The 18,407-nt window shown below is 41.4% G+C and carries 18 protein-coding genes; 5 read left to right on the top strand and 13 right to left on the bottom strand.

Translation table 11 applies throughout. From position 1 onward, the window contains the following. Positions 1–71 precede the first annotated feature (71 nt). Together MuYL_RS08700 and glmM are read right to left on the bottom strand one after the other, a co-directional pair. On the bottom strand, positions 72–1,208 hold the full coding sequence (locus MuYL_RS08700) for a cysteine desulfurase family protein (protein ID WP_094570166.1): 1,137 nt from the start codon (positions 1,206–1,208) through the stop codon (positions 72–74). 86 nt (positions 1,209–1,294) lie between these two features. Next, positions 1,295–2,683 (bottom strand): phosphoglucosamine mutase, encoded by a 1,389-nt coding sequence (glmM, locus tag MuYL_RS08695; protein WP_094570165.1) that lies wholly within the window; start codon positions 2,681–2,683, stop codon positions 1,295–1,297. 125 nt (positions 2,684–2,808) lie between these two features. Here glmM and MuYL_RS08690 point away from each other — a divergent pair, with 125 nt between their 5' ends. Next, on the top strand, positions 2,809–3,378 hold the full coding sequence (locus MuYL_RS08690; protein WP_094570164.1) for a phosphatase PAP2 family protein: 570 nt from the start codon (positions 2,809–2,811) through the stop codon (positions 3,376–3,378). Between the two features lie 30 nt (positions 3,379–3,408). Here the strand turns inward: MuYL_RS08690 and MuYL_RS08685 are convergent, their stop codons facing one another. The 9 genes from MuYL_RS08685 to MuYL_RS08650 all read right to left on the bottom strand — a co-directional run bounded on the left by MuYL_RS08685 (position 3,409) and on the right by MuYL_RS08650 (position 9,575). Next, positions 3,409–3,858, bottom strand: a complete 450-nt coding sequence (locus MuYL_RS08685) for a MarR family winged helix-turn-helix transcriptional regulator (protein WP_094570162.1) — start codon at positions 3,856–3,858, stop codon at positions 3,409–3,411. Between the two features lie 32 nt (positions 3,859–3,890). Beyond that, positions 3,891–4,049, bottom strand: a complete 159-nt coding sequence (locus tag MuYL_RS23430; RefSeq protein WP_170309736.1) for a DUF5522 domain-containing protein — start codon at positions 4,047–4,049, stop codon at positions 3,891–3,893. Then, complete coding sequence (locus MuYL_RS08680; RefSeq protein WP_094570161.1) at positions 4,050–4,988, bottom strand: MBL fold metallo-hydrolase; 939 nt, start codon at positions 4,986–4,988, stop codon at positions 4,050–4,052. It lies immediately after the preceding gene. 72 nt (positions 4,989–5,060) lie between these two features. Beyond that, positions 5,061–5,654, bottom strand: a complete 594-nt coding sequence (gene coaE, locus MuYL_RS08675; protein WP_094570160.1) for a dephospho-CoA kinase — start codon at positions 5,652–5,654, stop codon at positions 5,061–5,063. Beyond that, the gene (locus MuYL_RS08670) at positions 5,654–6,601 is read right to left on the bottom strand and encodes a CdaR family protein (RefSeq protein ID WP_094570159.1); all 948 of its coding nucleotides are present in this window, start codon (positions 6,599–6,601) and stop codon (positions 5,654–5,656) included. Before MuYL_RS08670 ends, coaE begins: the two co-directional genes overlap by 1 nt. Before the next feature lie 120 nt (positions 6,602–6,721). Next, positions 6,722–7,045, bottom strand: a complete 324-nt coding sequence (gene yajC, locus MuYL_RS08665; protein ID WP_094570158.1) for a preprotein translocase subunit YajC — start codon at positions 7,043–7,045, stop codon at positions 6,722–6,724. A 13-nt stretch (positions 7,046–7,058) separates the two neighbouring features. After that, positions 7,059–7,487 (bottom strand): DUF1573 domain-containing protein, encoded by a 429-nt coding sequence (locus MuYL_RS08660; protein ID WP_094570157.1) that lies wholly within the window; start codon positions 7,485–7,487, stop codon positions 7,059–7,061. A gap of 5 nt (positions 7,488–7,492) precedes the next feature. Further along, on the bottom strand, positions 7,493–8,440 hold the full coding sequence (gene nusB, locus MuYL_RS08655; RefSeq protein ID WP_094570156.1) for a transcription antitermination factor NusB: 948 nt from the start codon (positions 8,438–8,440) through the stop codon (positions 7,493–7,495). A 49-nt stretch (positions 8,441–8,489) separates the two neighbouring features. Continuing rightward, complete coding sequence (locus tag MuYL_RS08650; RefSeq protein ID WP_094570155.1) at positions 8,490–9,575, bottom strand: Glu/Leu/Phe/Val family dehydrogenase; 1,086 nt, start codon at positions 9,573–9,575, stop codon at positions 8,490–8,492. Positions 9,576–9,827: 252 nt separating this feature from the next. On the opposite strand from MuYL_RS08650, the gene MuYL_RS08645 reads away from it, so the two are divergent. Both MuYL_RS08645 and MuYL_RS08640 read left to right on the top strand, forming a co-directional pair. After that, on the top strand, positions 9,828–11,615 hold the full coding sequence (locus MuYL_RS08645) for an ABC transporter ATP-binding protein (RefSeq protein WP_094570154.1): 1,788 nt from the start codon (positions 9,828–9,830) through the stop codon (positions 11,613–11,615). Positions 11,616–11,733: 118 nt separating this feature from the next. Further along, a complete protein-coding gene (locus tag MuYL_RS08640) occupies positions 11,734–12,063 on the top strand; it encodes a DUF3276 family protein (RefSeq protein ID WP_094572895.1) in 330 nt (109 codons plus the stop codon). Between the two features lie 80 nt (positions 12,064–12,143). Here the strand turns inward: MuYL_RS08640 and MuYL_RS08635 are convergent, their stop codons facing one another. Both MuYL_RS08635 and mgtE read right to left on the bottom strand, forming a co-directional pair. Continuing rightward, complete coding sequence (locus MuYL_RS08635) at positions 12,144–12,620, bottom strand: DUF5362 family protein (protein ID WP_094570153.1); 477 nt, start codon at positions 12,618–12,620, stop codon at positions 12,144–12,146. A 74-nt stretch (positions 12,621–12,694) separates the two neighbouring features. Continuing rightward, positions 12,695–14,125, bottom strand: a complete 1,431-nt coding sequence (mgtE, locus tag MuYL_RS08630) for a magnesium transporter (protein ID WP_094570152.1) — start codon at positions 14,123–14,125, stop codon at positions 12,695–12,697. 193 nt (positions 14,126–14,318) lie between these two features. Here mgtE and ychF point away from each other — a divergent pair, with 193 nt between their 5' ends. Both ychF and MuYL_RS08620 read left to right on the top strand, forming a co-directional pair. Then, positions 14,319–15,422: a redox-regulated ATPase YchF gene (gene ychF, locus MuYL_RS08625; protein ID WP_094570151.1), complete on the top strand. Its 1,104-nt coding sequence runs from the start codon at positions 14,319–14,321 to the stop codon at positions 15,420–15,422. Positions 15,423–15,556: 134 nt separating this feature from the next. Then, entirely contained in the window at positions 15,557–18,214 is a 2,658-nt protein-coding gene (locus tag MuYL_RS08620) for a glycoside hydrolase family 2 protein (RefSeq protein ID WP_094570150.1), read from the top strand. Positions 18,215–18,407: the final 193 nt, after the last annotated feature.

Raw genomic sequence — 18,407 nt, 5'->3', positions numbered from 1 at the left:
TTAAACATTTTGTTTTATAAATGATAAAATAAAATCGCTTTAAAAGAAACACACGCAAAAAATATCTAAGCTTAAGCGCTCACCAAGCACAGTTCGCGTACTTTGGCAACTGTAAAATCAACTTCGTCCTTAGTATTGTACTTTGAAAAAGAGAAACGCACTGACGGCCTTGACGCGCTCGCCCCTATCGCCGTTAAAACGTGTGAACCAATATCGCTTCCCGAACTACAGGCGCTGCCGCCTGAAGCAGAGATCCCGGCTATATCTAAATTGAACAACAGCATGTCTGACATTTCCATTTCAGGAAACTGAACGTTTAAAACCGTATATAAGCTTTTTGCAGGATCGGTTTCACCGTTAAAATTAATACCCGGAATACTTGCAAGTAATTGCTCCTGCATATAGGTTTTTAAACCCTGTATATGGATTTGATGCTGTTCCATTTCACTGTAAGCAATTTCCAGCGCCTTGGCCAGGCCTATTATCCCATAAATATTCTCGGTGCCGCCGCGCATGTTGCGTTCCTGCGCGCCACCATATATCAAAGGCTTAATTTTTATACGATGATTTACGTGTAAAAACCCCACTCCCTTAGGCCCGTGCAGTTTATGACCGGCACAAACTAAAAAATGAGCTTTTAGCTTACCCAGGTCATGTTGGTAGTGCCCCATGGTTTGTACAGTGTCGCAGTGATAAATAGCGTTATAGGCTTCGCAAAGATCGCCTACACGCTCCATGTCAGACAGGGTGCCAATTTCGTTATTGGCATGCATAAGCGATACAAAGCTGCGCTCGTTCTCTTTCAACAAAGTCTCCAGGTGTTCGTAATCAACATTGCCTTTACTATCCAGGTTAACAAAGCTTAATTTAATTAGTCCGGCCTTTTCAAGCGCCTCCATGGTGTGTAATACCGCATGATGCTCTATTTTAGTTGTAATGGCGTGTTTAATGTTGTGGTCGATGATGCCGCACCTTATGGCTGTGTTATCTGCTTCGGTACCGCTTGAGGTAAAAAATATCTCAGAAGGCGAAGTATGCAACAAGCCTGCAATGGTTTTGCGTGACCTTTCAATCAGCGTACGCGCTTCACGCCCGTGTGAATGAATAGAGGAAGGATTACCATAGGTACTTTCCATAACAGCGTACATGGTTTTCAGTACTTCAGGATCAATAGGCGTAGTAGCAGCATTATCAAAATAAACACGCATGTTGTAGTAGTTATTGAATTTGTAATTATTTGAATTGGTGACTGGTTGTACGCCACTCACCTTCAATTTTTAATTATCGTTTTGGACTAACTTAATTTTAAAATCTCTTTGATATCGGCAATTATCTTGTTAGCTAAGTTATTTGCAACAGTTTCTGAGTTTCCTTCTGAGTAAATACGAATAATGGGTTCGGTATTTGATTTTCGTAAATGCACCCACTCTTTATCAAACTCTATTTTGAGTCCATCAATGGTGCTATGGGGCTGTTTACTATATTTCTCTTCAACCTTTAAAAGCAATGCATCAATATCCATCTCGGGTGTTAAGGTTATTTTATTTTTAGAGATAAAATAACCCGGGTAAGTGCTTCTTAATTGCGAAACAGACTTACCATATTTGGCCAAATGTGTTAAAAACAATGCAATACCAACCAAAGCATCCCTTCCGTAGTGTAAGTCAGGATAAATTACCCCGCCGTTGCCTTCGCCGCCAATTACGGCATTCACTTCCTTCATCTTATTAACTACGTTCACTTCGCCTACAGCGGCTGCATGGTATTCGCCGCCGGCACTTTCGGTAACATCGCGCAATGCACGTGTTGAAGAAAGGTTTGATACGGTGTTGCCTTTGGTATGCTTTAAAACATAGTCGGCTACGGCAACCAGTGTGTATTCCTCTCCAAAAACGTTCCCATCCTCGCAAATAAAGCAAAGGCGGTCAACATCCGGATCAACAGCAATACCCAGGTCTGCCCTTTTACTAACCACTTCTTTTGATAACGCAACCAGGTTTTCAGGCAATGGTTCCGGGTTATGCGGAAAATTACCATCAGGCACGCAATACAACTCATGGATAGTTTTTACACCCAATGCCTTTAACAATGCAGGAACAAAGATCCCACCGGTTGAATTGACACAATCAATAACTATTTTAAAATCAGCTTTGGCAATTGCAGCCGCATCAACAAGCGGCAGTGCTAATATTTTGTCAATATGCTTTTGCATATAATTATCGCTATAATCTACCTTGCCAAGGTCGTTCACATCAGCAAACTTGAAAGCGTTGTTCTCCGCAATTTCAAGCACTTCTTTGCCATCCGCATCACTTATAAATTCACCCGCTGCGTTTAATAATTTCAGCGCGTTCCATTGCTTTGGGTTATGGCTGGCGGTTAGGATGATACCACCGGCTGCTTTTTCATCAGGCACGGCAATTTCAACCGTTGGTGTGGTTGAAAGGCCCAGATCAATCACATCAATACCAAGACCCTGTAAGGTACCTATAACAAGGCTGTTCACCATGTTACCCGAGATTCGGGCATCCCTGCCTAATACAATTTTTTTTATCCCGCTTTTATTAACAGCCCAGGTACCGTACGCGGCAGTAAATTTCACAATATCCAATGGAGTTAAGCCCTCGCCCACCGCACCACCTACGGTGCCCCGTATTCCTGAAATTGATTTTATTAGTGTCAAAGTGTAAATGTTTGATATGCCGCAAAAATAAGATATTTAAGCGAGCAATAATAAAAATCCTATTGTTTTAAGCCTGCACTAATTAGCTATATTTACCGTTTGCTTAATTATTCATCAGTAACGCAATGCCTGATTACCTTTTACAACTCGACCGGCATTTATTTTATTTTGTTAATCACGACCTGGCAAACCCGTTTTTCGACTGGATTATGCCCTGGCTGCGCAACCCTAAATTCTGGATCCCCCTATACCTGTTCATTATTGGCTTTTGCCTTTATAACTACAGGAAAAAAGGATTGGGAATTATCCTGATGTTAGCGCTGGCGGCCGGTTTTGCTGATTTTACCAGCGCAAGCATTATAAAGCAATTGGTGAAGCGTGATCGCCCCTGCCGCGATATTGTTGTTTCAAAAACCGATGTTATCCGAGTTACCTGCGGTACAGGATACAGCTTTCCGTCAACCCATGCAACAGATCATTTTGCAATGGCCTTTTTCCTGATCATGCTGTTTTATAAAAAATGGCGCTGGATCTGGCTTTGGGCCATTCTTTGGGCGGGCAGTATAAGCTTTGCGCAGGTGTATGTTGGTGTGCACTTCCCGATAGATGTTTTATGCGGTGCCCTTTATGGAATTTTTGTTGGATGGTTGTTTTCGGTATTGTTTAAAAAAGTGCAGCCAGACTTTAAATTTTAAAATGTCATTAAAACCTTAAAAACAAACAACTTACCCTCGCAATTTATCCAGCAGGTCACTCAGCTGGCCGGCCTCTTCTTCGGTGAGGTTATCCTGCAAGATGTCTTTTATTTTAAAGTCCTGGTCCATTCTTGATAATATTTCGAGGCCCTTTTCACTGATCCTGATATCAACAGCACGGCGGTCTTTTTTGTTGGTACAGCGTGATACCAGTTCTTTTTGAACAAGTCGGTCAACAATTCGTGAAGCGTCAGACATTTTATCAACCATCCGGTCTTTCAGCAGGTTAACTGTAGCCGGATTAGGATATTGCCCCCTCAGAATTCTTAAAATATTAAACTGCTGCATTGTAATATTATGCTGCTCAAACAGCGAACGCGTTTGGTTATTGATCCAGCTATACGTGTAAGATATGTTGATGACAGCCTTTTGGTAGTTATTTTCAAACTTGCTGCTTTTAATTTCGTCGTCTATCCGCATAATACGATTACATTTTACACAAATATCTTTAATTATTTTTTAACATCCTTAACCTGTTTCGGTTTCCCGTAATCCCAGGGGCAGTTCAGGCACTTATTTTTACAACAATATCCGCGTTTTAAATGGTATTCTTTTGTAAAAACCAGGTTGCCATCACTATTAACGTAATAATCAATCCCTTCTACCAGCATTTAGTTTAAAATTTTCACAAAGATATCATCTCCAAAATATTTCTTTAAGTGCGTCCCCTTGCCGTGCAATGTCCAAATTTGGGCGGGTTTAATTTGTTTAACCGCTAACAAAATATCATTCCAATCCACATGATCTGATATAAACAGGGTGTCCTGCTGGTTTACCTGCAAATTTTTCCATCCCGACGCAAACAACCGCTTAACCCCCACCGCCCTGATGTAGCTGTCAAAGGTAAAAGGCGGAACGATATAAACAAATTCGTCCTGCTCCTTCATAAGCTTTCGGCTATAGATCTGGTGTTTCCCCAGTTTAATACCCATCTTTTCGTAAACCGCATTGATAGGCATTATGCGGTGGTGTACCAATATCTTCTTTTGCGGGGCATATTCATTTATCATATTGATAAGCCGCTGGCTTTTGCCTAAGCCATATGCACCAAGCAGGATATTACTTTTTATGTCGTTAATCTTTTCTATCTCGGCAACAGGGTCTGGATGTAAAATTTCGGGATCAGCAAAGGTACTTTCGGTTATCAGCACATCGGCATTCACCCATTCAATGGGTTCACACGTTGCATCCGGCTGAACTTTGTAATCACCGGTATATAAATACCGGACACCTTCATATTCCATTACAACCTGAGCTGAACCTAACATGTGCCCGGCAGAAATAAAAAAAATTGTAACACCACCAATATTAAAAGGTGCATGATAAGCCGCTATATTGAATTCCCGTCCGGCGTTTTTACCATACCGCAGTTTCATAAAAGCATGCGTAGCTTCCGTACAATAAATGCTGGTATTTCCGGGTATGGCATGGTCAGCATGGGCGTGCGAAATTACCGCATTAACTACCGGCTGCACCGGGTCAAGGTAAAAATCGCCGTACTTACAATATAAACCGTTCGGGTTAAAGCTTAGAAAATTTTCTATTATCATTGAATTACCGGGTCATTGAGTAATTTTTGCTTCAGTATATTAATAGTGGATGATTAAAGAACAACAATGACTTTAATGACCCAATGACAAAAATTTTTGGTGCAATTCCAAAACCTGGGGTATCAACAATTGCACATCATCATTAATAATTATATAATCAGCAAGCGCGGCTTTCTTTTCTTCCGAAAACTGTTTGGACTCGCGGCTTTCTACCTCTGCACGGCTTAAGCTGTCTCTTTCCATTACGCGTTTTAACCGGAGTTGAAAAGGTGCCTGCACCATAATAGAATAGTCGCACATTTTATATGAATCACTTTCAAATAGCAATGCCGCTTCCTTTAAAACATAGGGAACATCCTTAATTGCGTTAACCCATTCGTCAAAAGCCCTGAAAGTTGCGGGGTGTACCATCGCATTTAACCTGGCCAGTTGCTCCTTATCATTAAAAACAATTGCGGCTATGTGTTTACGATTTAACGCGCCATCCTCAAAATAAGAACTATCGCCAAACGCTGCCTTAACCCCGGCTATAAGTTCCCGATCGGTCACCATAACTTTTTTTGCCGCATCGTCCGCGTAAAAAACAGGAACTCCCAGCAATTCAAATACCTTACTTACCGTAGTTTTACCACTCCCAATATTGCCGGTTAATCCTATCTTAAACATTATTTCTTTACAATAAAGTCGATATTCTGCGGTTCTATTTTTACTATTTTGCAATAAGATGGCGATTTAAAAATCACCACGGGTAACACCTTATAACCATGTTTGCGCCAAAGGTCCAGATCAACCGTGGCTTCAAAAAAATCCTCATCAGTTTGCGCATAGCGGCTCAGCGCTGTTGTAAACGTTACCTTAACCTTTTGAGGGAAGATCTTTACATCATCGTAATTGTAATTATTGATCATCTTAACAGGAATCTCCAGCGTTTTTTCAGTATATTCATCAACAGGGACGGTTACTTCAACCGTTTTTGGAAATACACTTACATTCCCTTCCCGCACCGGCTGCAGCGTTAAGCGCGTGTTAATGGTTTCACTGATACTGTCAGACTCTAATGTATCTGTTTTCCACGTCTGTATTTTGTCGATGATATTAGCCGGGCCATTTATAATTACGTAGGCGGGATTAAGTATAACGTTACCAGATTGTGAAAACTGGTGTTTATACTTTACAGCGGTCACTAACTGGATAGGCACCCTTTTTACCTTCCTGTTCGAAAAATCAAAATACAGTGTATCAGGGTTAAATCCGGTTATTTGCTGTTCAACTTCCTTTTTGGTGTTTATCTGGCTCAATTGCGTGCTCAGCACAATGTAGCTCTTGTATTCCAACGACCGCAGATCGACTGAAATACTGCCCGCTTCTTTATGCAGTTTTGAAAATAACATTTCCCACCCCGTGCCATTTACAGTAGCGTTAACTGTATCAGACTGTAATGAATGGAAGGCGCGTTTTTGCGGAGTGTTCTTAAAATTCAATACTGTTTTAATGGTGTAGCTATAGGTGTTTGACAATACGGTAAATACCCACGCAAGAACTGCCAGCACCAGGCATGTAAAAAATGCCGATACCCGTCTTCGTTCTGTTGCAGATAATTTTATTATTGCCATATTGAGGTGTTAAAGGTTAAAGGCGAAAGGTTAAAGGCAAGATTTTAATCCCCGCATTTAACCTTCCGCCTTTACCTTTTTAATTATTAAGGTGAAAGCCTTTCACCTTTAATCTTTTACCTAAGCCTTAGTAACTACAGCGGGCGTGTTCAGCGCCTTTGAAGCCTCTAAAGATATTGCCGATTTATCAAAACGAATCTTACCGTTATCAACTTCAACCAAAAAAGTGGTATCGTTTACGTCAATGATCCTGCCGTGGATACCAGCTGTTGTAACCACTTTATCGCCTTTTTTCAACTCGTTAACATATTTTTTTTGATCTTTTTGCTTTTTAACCTGTGGCCTGATCATAAAAAAGTAAAAAACCACGGCTATTAAACCAAAAGTTATAATTTGCTGAATTCCAAAGCCTGAACCAGCCTGTAATAAAATAGTTGCTATCATTTTAATTTATAATTTAATTAGTTGTTACCTCGCCAATTAAATGCACCCTGTTTTGGGCCGGGTTGGTATTGGCGGTAATAGTGATCATTTTGTCCTGCAGTCCCATTTTTGCGGCACTGTTAAATACAACATGTATGTTGCCGCTTTCACCCGGTTTTATTGGTGTTTTTGGCCATTCGGGCTTCGTGCATCCGCAGGTTGCTATGGCATCGGTAATAATCAAAGGCGATTTACCTGAGTTGGTAAACTTAAAATCGTAGGTAACCTTATCACCGCTTTTGATCTTGCCGAAATCATGGGTATCCTTTTCAAATTTCATTACAGGTGCATTTGCAGCATTCGCAGTGGTGGTATTGTCTGCAGTTGCGCTGCCTGTTTTGTTTGAGTTGCAGGCAGTAACCAGGATTCCTGCTGCCAGTAAGGTTAAAAACAGTTTCTTCATTTTAATTATTCTATAAGTCCTCTGCCTATTTTCTTTATTTTATTCTGCGATTTTAAGTCGGTTAAAATCTTGTCCAAGATACCGTTAATAAACGAATTACTCTTCGGGGTGCTAAATTCCTTCGAAATTTCCAGATACTCGTTAATGGTTACTTTAACGGGTATTGAAGAAAAGTTAACAAATTCGGCAATCGCCATTTTCATCAGCAACGTATCCATCATCGCAATACGGTCAGGTTCCCAGTTTTGAGTTTTTCCGGTTATTAAAAGCTGGTATTCGTCGTTATGACGAATGCTTTCTTCAAAAAGATTTACTATAAACTCCCTGTCTTCTTCCCAATTGCCCGTTACCTCGGCAAGGTTGTTCAGTTCGGGCTCATCGTGCGAAAAGTTTTTAAAAGTTTTTGCGATCAGGGCCTGCAAAACATCTTTATCAACCGGCCAGTACAAAAACTTATCTTCAAATACCTGCTCCGCAATTGATGATTTTAAGATCACCTTTTTGAAAATATATTTGATTATGTCTTTATCTGTTTGGATAGTATCACCTGTTTTTTTCAGATACTCTTTATAATCTTCAGAATTTTTCAGGACAGTAAATAGCGACTTAACCAGCTCAGGTTCAAAATCCCAGGCTACTTTGTACTTTTTAAGGCCCGCCAAATACTCTTTATTTTGATGTAAAGAAGTTATAAAGCGGTTGGTTAAAATTTTAACGTTGGCATTAAGATCCTCGGCTGTAGGCAGGTGTTTGTTTGCCCTTTCTTCGGCATCATTTTCTGCGTAGCTTGTTATTTCTGAAATTAACGAAAGCATCCAAATGTACATTTCGTACACTTTATCAATTGTCTGCAATAAGTTTTTTTCATGCTGTTTGATGTCGCCGCTGTTTGATTGATGATAAGCGTATAACGACTGAAGAACTTTTACCCTAAGGTGTCTGCGGTTTAACATTTTTGTAAGAACGATTTTAGCCCGCTAAGTTAGCGGGTTATTTTCTATTTTAATAGGTTGATTTAACTTTTTTTATGTCAGCGATTCTTTTTTCGGCTATTTTGTTTGCGGCTACGGTTGTTGAGATGTTTTCGGCTTTTGAAAGTTTTAAAACATTGCGTGTGGCCTCGTAAATATTTTCGGTTAGCTGCATGGTCCTTTTTTTGCTGAATCCCATCAATTCCGAGTAACAATTAATGATCCCACCTGCATTAATTACATAATCAGGGGCGAATATGATTCCTTTATCCAGTAGCATTTGCCCGTGAATGCTTTCATCCTCCAGCTGGTTATTAGCCGAGCCGGCAATAATGGCACATTTCAACTTATTAATTGTTTGTGTGTTTACCGTTGCGCCTAAAGCACAAGGTGCGTAAATATCCGCATCAATATCAAATATCGTATTGTTTGATACAGCTTCGGCTCCGTACTTTTTTGCAATCTGCCCAAGGCTGTCCTCATTAATGTCGCTTGCATAAACTTTCGCATTTTCTTCGCGAAGCAACTTTACAAGGTTTTCGCCAACGTGCCCTATACCCTGTACAATTATTGAGCGGCCTGCAAGGTTATCATTACCGTAAAGCTCCTTTATACAGGCCTTAATCCCCATAAAAACGCCAAGGGCCGCTATAGGTGCAGGATCGCCGCTGCCACCGATAGACTCAGGCACACCCGTAACGTGCTGCGTTTCCATCCGGATATACTCCATATCACGCGGATTGGTGCCAACATCTTCGGCGGTAATAAATTCACCGTTAAGGTTTTTTATAAAACGGCCGAATTTGCGTAATAATGCTTCCGATTTATCTTTGTGAGAATCGCCGATAATAACTGCTTTACCACCGCCCAGGTTAAGGCCGGCGATTGCCGATTTATAGGTCATGCTTTTTGATAGCCTTAAAACATCATGCAATGCATCAGCTTCTGATTTATAAGCCCACATCCGTGTTCCGCCTAAAGCAGGGCCGAGCGTGGTGTCATGAATAGCTATGATTGCCTTTAAGCCTGTATCCGGGTCACTGCAAAACACAACTTTCTTATGTCCTAAAGCCTCAAGCTGGCTAAAAATCGATTCACTTGCGTTTGAGTTTGGCATTAGCGGTGACAAAGTAAATTATTCTGTTGACTTGGACAAAAGTATGGGTTTTTTTTATTGCCGCAAAGTTTGTTTAGTCCTAAACCCGGAAAAGCATAGGAGCACGGCTGAAACAGGAGCGTATTAACAATAAATAGTTACATACCAATATTATTATCGCAGCCCCAATGCTCCTTGAATAATTAATTACATTATCCTACTTTTGAACTTTCCGGCGTCCGGGTTTCGGACTGTTCCGGGCTCCGCCGCTATATGAAGGATCTTGCATACCTCAATAAGTTTTTTTACAAATACCGCTGGCGACTTATTCCCGGCATCCTGTTCGTTATAATTTCCAATATTTTTGGCGTGTTGCCTGCGCAGGTTATCCGGGTCGCATTTGATCTTGTAACAGAAAATATAGCGCTTTACAGGCTCTTTTCAGGCTTTAACCGGCAAGACGAAATTTACCAGCTCTTTGGCACCAGCCTGCTCCTCTTTGGCATCCTGGTGCTGGTACTGGCCTTGCTGCGTGGTTTGTTCCTGTTTTTTATGCGCCAAACCATTATTCTTATGTCAAGGCACATAGAATATGATCTGAAAAATGAGATCTATTATCATTATCAGAAATTATCGCTTGCTTTTTATCGCCGCCACAACACCGGCGACTTGATGAACCGCGTAACGGAAGACGTGAGCCGCGTGCGGATGTACCTTGGGCCGGGTATTATGTACACCATTAACACGGTAGTACTTTTTATAATGGTTATTTATGTAATGCTTACCGTAAATGTACGGCTTGCCATATATTCTGTGCTGCCATTACCTGTTTTGGCTGTAATTATATACTACGTAAATAATACCATTAACTTCAGAAGTGAAAAGATCCAGCAGCGGCTGTCGGCCCTTTCCAGCTTTGTGCAGGAGAATTTTTCGGGTATAAGGGTTATCAAATCGTACGTTCGCGAGGGGCACGTAACCGGCAAATTTGCTGCAGAGAGCGAGAACTACAAAACACATTCAATGGAGCTGGTTAAAGTACAGGCACTATTTTATCCATTAATGCTGCTGCTGGTAGGCTTAAGCAACGTTATAACTATGTACATAGGCGGTGTTGAAGTAATGAAGGGTAATATCACATCGGGCAACATCGCTGAATTTATTGTGTATCTTAATATGCTTACCTTCCCCGTTATCTCGTTAGGCTGGGTTACTTCGCTGATTCAACGGGCGGCAGCCTCACAAAAACGCATAAATGAATTCCTTGAACAGCAACCGGAGATCATTTCGCCCGCTGTTGATAAAATAGCTGTGAGCGGGCACATCCGGTTTGATAATGTATCTTTTGTTTACCCGGATACCGGCATCCGTGCACTTAAAAATGTTTCATTTACCGCTAATCCCGGCGAAATGATAGCCATTATTGGCCGCACAGGTTCGGGAAAATCAACTATTGCTAATTTGATTATGCGGATGTACGATACCACCGGCGGCGAGATCCGGATTGATCAGCAGCCAATTACCCAAATTAACCTGGAAGGGTATCGTTCGCAAATTGGCTTCGTACCGCAGGAAGTTTTTCTTTTTTCAGACACCATAGCCAATAACATCGCCTTCAGCGCCGACGTGCTTGAAATGGATAAAGTATCGCAGGCTGCAAAAGATGCCGCCGTTTATTCAAATATCATGGAGCTGGAACATGGTTTTGAAACGCTGATTGGCGAACGGGGGATAACGCTTTCGGGCGGGCAAAAGCAACGGGTGTCTATAGCAAGGGCGATAGTTAAGCATCCGCAGATTCTGATTTTTGATGATTGCCTCTCGGCCGTTGACACCCGGACTGAAGAAGAAATATTAAACAACCTGGGGCGAAATATGCAAGGGAAAACAAGCCTGATAATAGCCCACCGGATTTCGACCATAAAAAATGCCGACAAGATTTTGGTAATGGACAATGGCGAAATTATTGAGCAGGGAAACCACAACTACCTGATGCAACTCAAAGGCACATATTTTGAGTTATATGAAAAACAGTTGCTGGAAGAAGAGGAAAGCATCTGAAAAAAGTGCGGAAAATAGAATAATTACAACAAAAGTTTAATATTATTAGAATAAATACTTGTACTTTGAAAAATTATTTATATTTATGCCAACCAAAACTAGTTACGATAAATATATTATGGGAGATTTTGAAAACAGAGAGCGTGAAGAGGTTTATTCAAAGAAGGTAAGAGCAGGGAAAAGGACTTATTTTTTTGACGTAAAGGCAACCCGTTCAAACGATTACTATGTTACTATTACCGAGAGCAAAAAGCGTTTGGAGGATGGCGTTTTTATCAAGCACAAAATCTTTTTATATAAAGAGGATTTTGAAAAATTTGCTGATGGCCTAAAAGATACCATTGAGTATATTAAGGCAAATCAGGAAGTTGTTGAAAAGCGTTATGAATATAGCGAAAACCAGGAAGTTGCAAAAACTGCCGACGAGGATTTTTCTTTCGAAATTTAAACAGAACAAACTAAACTAACTAAACTAATATACCCCTGCCCAACCAGCAGGGGTTTTTTATTTTGTTATTTCCCGATTTGTTAACGGTGATTGAACGCTATCCCGATTATTATTGCGCCGGCAATTTCAAGAGCATATAAACACAAAACTACAATTGTTACTATGGCCCAGAGTTTAAAAAAGGATTTTAATTTCCCCAGTGCTTCGGTAACGCTTTCGGTGTCTGCAAACAGCAATCCCTTTTTTATTTTTGTCGCAAACTGGTAAATGTACAAAGCAAAGAAAAAGTAAAGTACGTCAACCAGTATAAAAATAACAGACAATCCTATACCGGCACCAGCGGGTATGCCAGCATACAATGGGGATATGGATGCCAGTACAGAAATGATAGTACCAACAAATAATGACAAGATTAAAAACAGGCTGCAAAATACAAACCCGGTTATACCTAAAAAATAAGCCCACTTACCTGATTCGCGTAAATATCCCTGCGCTTCAAAAGTTAAAATTGCCCCTGACTCAGCTTCGGGTTGTTCAAAGTTTTCTGTTACTTCCATTTTAATTATTTTAGATTATCTAAAGTTATAAACTATTAAAAACTAAACAACTAAAATTGAGCCCGGCCCGTAATTTAACCGAAAGAGACTTTAAAATGATTGAATAAGCAAACTGCATGATGCGCAGTAGCTGCATGATGAAGAATATTATGCATCATAAGAGATGCCATGCTAAAATAGATGATAAGCCCGGTAACATCAACTAAAGTGGCCACGAAAGGTGCCGATGAAGTGGCAGGGTCCAGTTTTAATCTTTTCATCAGCAAAGGCAGCATTGAACCTGCTAACGAGCCCCATAGTACAATCCCAATTAATGAAAAGCCAACCGTAAGGGCTATTAATAACCAGTAAGGGCCATAAATTGTACTGAATGAGGTCCACAACACAATGCGCAGAAACCCAATAACACCCAGTATGGAGCCCAGCATCAATCCGGACAGGATCTCCCGGCGCATAACCCGCCACCAGTCGCTTATGGTAACTTCACCAAGCGCCATGGCCTGTATAATTAAGGTTGATGCCTGCGAGCCGCTGTTGCCCCCACTTGACATAATTAAAGGAATAAAGAAGGTAAGCTGTATAACTACTGCAATTTCATCATTAAAATATTGCATCGCCGTAGAGGTAAGCATCTCACTTAAAAACAGGATGATGAGCCACCCCACCCTTTTACGCACAAGTCTGAATAAATTAATATCAAGATATGGTTCGTCCAAAGCTTCGGTACCACCTATCTTTTGGATGTCTTCTGTATATTCCTCATTTGCAATCCACAAAATGTCGTCGACCGTAACAATTCCCAATAAAATATTTTGGGCATCCACAACAGGCAACGCCGTGCGGTTATTCATCCTGAACACATTAATGGCATCCTGCTGAGGGTCGCTGGCGCTTAGCGAAATAAGCCGTCCATCCATCAGATCGATGATCTTTGTATCGGGTGTTACCAATAATATCTCACGGATCCGGATGTCATCCAGTAAAATACCGCCTTTATCAATTACGTAAATAACGTCGATAGTTTCGGAATTTTTACCATAACGCCTGATGTGATTGAGCACCCGCTCCACATCCCATTCCTTTTTTACGGCGATATAGTCAGGGGTCATTAATCTGCCAACAGAATCTTCCTCGTATCCTAAAAGGGATAATGCCTCTTTTCTGTCTGCAGGCGATAAATGCAGGATCAGTTTTTGAACGGCATCACCGTGGAGTTCGCTAAAAAGCGAAGTGCGATCATCCGGTGGTAACTCGTTAATGAGGTCGGCAACGCGCGTGCCTGAGAGTTTTTTTATAATGCGCTCCTGTGTAGGAAAATCCAGGATGCGGAATACATTTACAGCGCGGTTAAGCGAAAGTGTTTCAATAAACAGGGCACCGCGTTCAGGAAGTTCATCTATCAGCTCTTCAACGTCTGATATATTTAAGTTGTTCAAATATTCCTGCAGCCGGGTATTGTCTTTATCTTCCAGTAACACATTTATCTGATCAACCATTTCTTCCATAAAAACCCTCCGTTTACATATTTAATTCTGCCTGCTTTTTGTATTGCCGCAAAAGTCGTTTATTTTTTCAAAACGCAGGCAATTTTTTCTGTTATCTTTGCAGCTTTTTGGGAATAGTTCATAGTCAACAGTTGATGATTCATGTCGGCATCTATGAATTAGCAACCATAACTATCAACATAATTTAGATAAAATGGGACTTCAATGTGGTATAGTAGGTTTGCCGAATGTAGGTAAATCAACACTTTTTAATTGCTTATCAAATGCAAAGGCGCAGGCGGCAAACTTTCCGTTTTGCACCATTGAGCCAAATGTGGGTGTAATTACTGTTCCCGATGAGCGCTTAACAAAGCTTACGGAAATAGTTAACCCTAAAAACGTTGTTCCAAATGTTATTGAAATAGTTGATATAGCAGGGCTTGTTAAAGGCGCCAGCAAAGGCGAAGGACTTGGCAACCAATTTTTGGCCAATATAAGGGCTACCAATGCAATTATACACGTGTTACGTTGTTTTGATGATGATAACGTGATCCACGTTGATGGCTCAGTTGACCCGATCCGTGATAAAGAAATTATTGACACCGAATTACAGCTTAAAGACCTTGACTCGATAGAAAAGAAAATTCAGAAGGTTGAAAAAATGGCTAAAACAGGCGGCGATAAAGAAGCTAAGAAAACCTTTGACGTACTTACTGTTTACAAAAACCATTTATTGGCCGGCAAATCAGCCCGTACCGCTCCTGTTGCTGAAGAAGACCAGGAGTACATTGCAGACATTTGGCTGTTAACGGCAAAACCTGTTATGTATGTTTGTAATGTTGACGAGGCATCGGTTAACACCGGAAACGCTTATGTTGATAAAGTGAAAGCCGCGGTTAAAGAAGAAAACGCCGAAGTACTGATCATATCCGCACAAATAGAATCAGAAATATCGCAACTGGAAACCTATGAGGAGCGCCAGATGTTTTTAGACGATCTCGGCCTTGCTGAATCTGGTGTAAATAAATTGATCAAAGCCGCTTACAAACTATTGAACCTTGCCACCTACTTTACGGCTGGTGTGCAGGAGGTGCGTGCATGGACCATTACCAAGGGCTTTACCGCACCGCAGGCAGCCGGCGTAATCCATACCGATTTTGAAAAGGGATTTATCCGCGCCGAAGTTACCAAATATGAAGATTTCGTAAAGTTTAATGGCTCAGAAGCCGCAATTAAAGAAAACGGAAAATTAGGTATCGAAGGCAAAACCTATATTGTGCAGGATGGCGACATTATGCACTTCAGGTTTAATGTATAAAAAAAGACAAAAATTATTTAAAATAGCGGTGAGTATGAAACTTACCGCTATTTTTTTTAATTAGTGTATAAAAGAACTCGCGCCCACAGCTACTATTTTATATTTATTTTACCTTTAGGGCATTAAATTTATCTATGGCTACGTACAAATCATTTGCTAAAAGCTTCTCCCTTTTTATTGCCTTTTTTTTACTCTCATTTGCAAACGCCCCGGCGCAAAATAAATACGAATTAAACGAAGGCTGGAAATGCCGGCAGATAGCTGAAGTACGTGCCGATGGCACACAAATTTCAAAAACTGACTTTGCTGTTAACGCCTGGATCAACGCCACCGTCCCCGGAACGGTTTTGACTACGCTGTTGAATAACAAACAGGTTCCCGATCCTTTTTGGGGGATGAACAATGCCCATATTAAAGACATTTACACCACCGGGCGCGATTATTACACTTACTGGTTTGTAAAAGACTTTACCCAGCCAGCACCTACCGGTAATAACCAGGTTTACTTAAATTTAAGAGGCGTTAATTATAGCTGCGAGGTTTTTTTAAACGGCAAAAAGGTAAATAAACAAACGCATTTCGGGATGTTCTTGCGGCAATCATACAACATCTCCGCGCTCCTTAATAAAAATGGCGCCAACCGTTTGGCGGTATTAGTTTACCCACCAGACCCTGTGGGCAATCCCAATGGCGGCCAGGGCGGCGACGGCCGGATAGCCAAAAATGTGGGACTGCAATACACCGCCGGCTGGGACTGGATCCAACCGATGCGTGATCGCAACACCGGGATTTGGGATAAAGTGACCATTGAAACAACCGGAGCGGTTAGAATTACCGACCCGCACGTTGTTACAATTGTTCCGGGTATAAGGCAGGTTGAAGGCAAACAACAACCTGCTGTTATTAAATCTTCGGCAACATTGGTTAACGCTACCGGCAAGATTGTGAGCGGTGTACTACAGTTTATTATTGACGGGCAGCGAATGGTTAAAAACATAGCCATTAAACCAAATTCTTCTCTTGAAGTTAACCTGAACGATTTGGTATTAAAAGACCCTAAACTATGGTGGCCCAATGGCTATGGCACGCCCCACCTATATAAGTCGTCTATTCAATTTTTTACAGCAAATAAACTTTCGGACAAAGCAGATATAAATGTTGGTGTAAGGGAAATTCAAACCAGCTGGAACACACAAACACATAGCAGGCAGGTGGAAGTTAACGGGCAAAAGATCTTTATCAAAGGCGGCAACTGGATCATCTCTGATGCCATGCTCCGTTTCACCGATGCCCGATACAATGCAGAAGTGCGCTTTCACAGGGATATGAATTTGAACCTGATCCGCGTTTGGGGCGGTGCTTTGGTTGAACGCCCTGAATTTTATAACGCCTGTGATGAATATGGCATGCTCGTTTTCCAGGATTTCTGGGTATCAGGTGATGCGAACGGCAGGTGGCTGGACCCAATGAAGAAGGATGACCAATGGACGAGGCGCAAATACCCCGACGACCATAAACTTTACCTGCAATCGCTCGCCGACCAGATAAAACTGGTGCGCAACCACCCCTCTTTAGCTATTTGGTGCGGCGGTAATGAGATAACACCGCCTGAAGATATTTTACTGCCCGTGCGCGACTCTATCCTGCCAAAGCTTGACGGCACAAGATGGTTTGTTGAATACTCTAATTCCGATAAAATGTCACTCAACACCCTCGGCGGCAATGGCGACGGGCCTTACGGCATCCAGCCCGACTCGGCATTTTGGAAGGTGCATACCTTTCCGTTTAATTCCGAGATCGGCTCGGTTGGTATTAATGACTTTGAAAGCTTGAAACGCTTTATCCCAACCGAAAATTTAGTGGCCCCTGAGTTTTCTGATGATAAGAAAAAGAACAAGGTTGACTCCGTGTGGGATTATCATAAATATATCGGCTATGATGCATCTATTGAGCCTTACGGAAAAGCAAAAGATGTAAAAGATTTTGCCGCTAAAGCACAGCTGGTTAATTATAACCAGTACCGCGCGCTAATGGAAGGCTTTAGCGCCCACATGTGGGATTGGTACACCGGTGTGATTATCTGGAAAACCCAAAACCCATGGACGGCCATGCGCGGGCAAATGTATGATTATTACCTCGACCCTAATGCTTGCCTGTATGGCCTGCACAACGGCAGCGAGCCCCTGCATGTGATGTATAATCCGTTAAATGGAATGGTCACCATTGTGAATAACACGTTTACAACTAAACGTGACCTGATGCTGTCTGTGAAAACTTATGATATGCAGGGAAGAGAAAAACTGCTGACGCAGGTTTTTGAAGAGATCCAGCCGCAATCTGTTAAAGGCTTTGTTCCGGTAAAAGACGATGTTGATGCCCTTGCCAAAAAAGAAGGTGTATTTCTGTCGCTTAGATTAACTGATCTGAAACAAAACGTTGTTAGCGACAACCTGTATTGGCTTGTGGACGAAAAAGGCAATTATTCCGGCTTGAAAAAAATCGCACCATCACAAGTTGAAACGGTTGCAAAACAAATTGTGCCCGGTAAAATTGAAGTTACTTTAAGCAATCCCCCAAATGCGCCTGTGGCATTTTTCAACCGGGTATCTTTGGTCGATTCGCAGAGTGGCGCTCGTTTACTGCCGGTATTTTACAGCGATAATTATGTCTCTGTTTTACCCGGTGAGCATAAAACAGTTACGCTTACTTATGATGCAGGTAAAATTAAAAGTTTACCGGCAGTAACTGTAAGCGGGTGGAATTTGAAAGAGCAGACCATCAGCCTTAAATAGTTGGTATCTCCCGTTAGTCCGCAGTTATTATTCCGGGCTAAAGAGAGATAATTTGCGGTCTTTTACCCTGCAAAACCCGTTATTCGTGAATTCAGTGATGGAATTATAACCCGCAACAAACAAAATAATAGTTTGTGTATTGATACTCACACGTCAAGACTAATGACTAAAGGGTACATATTCAAAGGCATCG

The organism is Mucilaginibacter xinganensis (genome assembly GCF_002257585.1).
In the GTDB taxonomy this organism is placed as follows: domain Bacteria; phylum Bacteroidota; class Bacteroidia; order Sphingobacteriales; family Sphingobacteriaceae; genus Mucilaginibacter; species Mucilaginibacter xinganensis.
The sequence above is the reverse complement of the archived record's forward strand: the minus strand, read 5'-3'. Positions and strand labels throughout refer to the sequence as shown.

Coding starts and splice junctions, on each gene's coding strand:
- MuYL_RS08700 (WP_094570166.1), bottom strand. CDS start 1,208: ATGCGTGTTTATTTTGATAATGCTGCTACTACGCCTATTGATCCTGAA.
- MuYL_RS08690 (WP_094570164.1), top strand. CDS start 2,809: ATGCCTGATTACCTTTTACAACTCGACCGGCATTTATTTTATTTTGTT.
- MuYL_RS08685 (WP_094570162.1), bottom strand. CDS start 3,858: ATGCGGATAGACGACGAAATTAAAAGCAGCAAGTTTGAAAATAACTAC.
- MuYL_RS23430 (WP_170309736.1), bottom strand. CDS start 4,049: ATGCTGGTAGAAGGGATTGATTATTACGTTAATAGTGATGGCAACCTG.
- MuYL_RS08680 (WP_094570161.1), bottom strand. CDS start 4,988: ATGATAATAGAAAATTTTCTAAGCTTTAACCCGAACGGTTTATATTGT.
- coaE (WP_094570160.1), bottom strand. CDS start 5,654: ATGTTTAAGATAGGATTAACCGGCAATATTGGGAGTGGTAAAACTACG.
- MuYL_RS08670 (WP_094570159.1), bottom strand. CDS start 6,601: ATGGCAATAATAAAATTATCTGCAACAGAACGAAGACGGGTATCGGCA.
- yajC (WP_094570158.1), bottom strand. CDS start 7,045: ATGATAGCAACTATTTTATTACAGGCTGGTTCAGGCTTTGGAATTCAG.
- MuYL_RS08660 (WP_094570157.1), bottom strand. CDS start 7,487: ATGAAGAAACTGTTTTTAACCTTACTGGCAGCAGGAATCCTGGTTACT.
- nusB (WP_094570156.1), bottom strand. CDS start 8,440: ATGTTAAACCGCAGACACCTTAGGGTAAAAGTTCTTCAGTCGTTATAC.
- MuYL_RS08650 (WP_094570155.1), bottom strand. CDS start 9,575: ATGCCAAACTCAAACGCAAGTGAATCGATTTTTAGCCAGCTTGAGGCT.
- MuYL_RS08645 (WP_094570154.1), top strand. CDS start 9,828: ATGAAGGATCTTGCATACCTCAATAAGTTTTTTTACAAATACCGCTGG.
- MuYL_RS08640 (WP_094572895.1), top strand. CDS start 11,734: ATGGGAGATTTTGAAAACAGAGAGCGTGAAGAGGTTTATTCAAAGAAG.
- MuYL_RS08635 (WP_094570153.1), bottom strand. CDS start 12,620: ATGGAAGTAACAGAAAACTTTGAACAACCCGAAGCTGAGTCAGGGGCA.
- mgtE (WP_094570152.1), bottom strand. CDS start 14,125: ATGGAAGAAATGGTTGATCAGATAAATGTGTTACTGGAAGATAAAGAC.
- ychF (WP_094570151.1), top strand. CDS start 14,319: ATGGGACTTCAATGTGGTATAGTAGGTTTGCCGAATGTAGGTAAATCA.
- MuYL_RS08620 (WP_094570150.1), top strand. CDS start 15,557: ATGGCTACGTACAAATCATTTGCTAAAAGCTTCTCCCTTTTTATTGCC.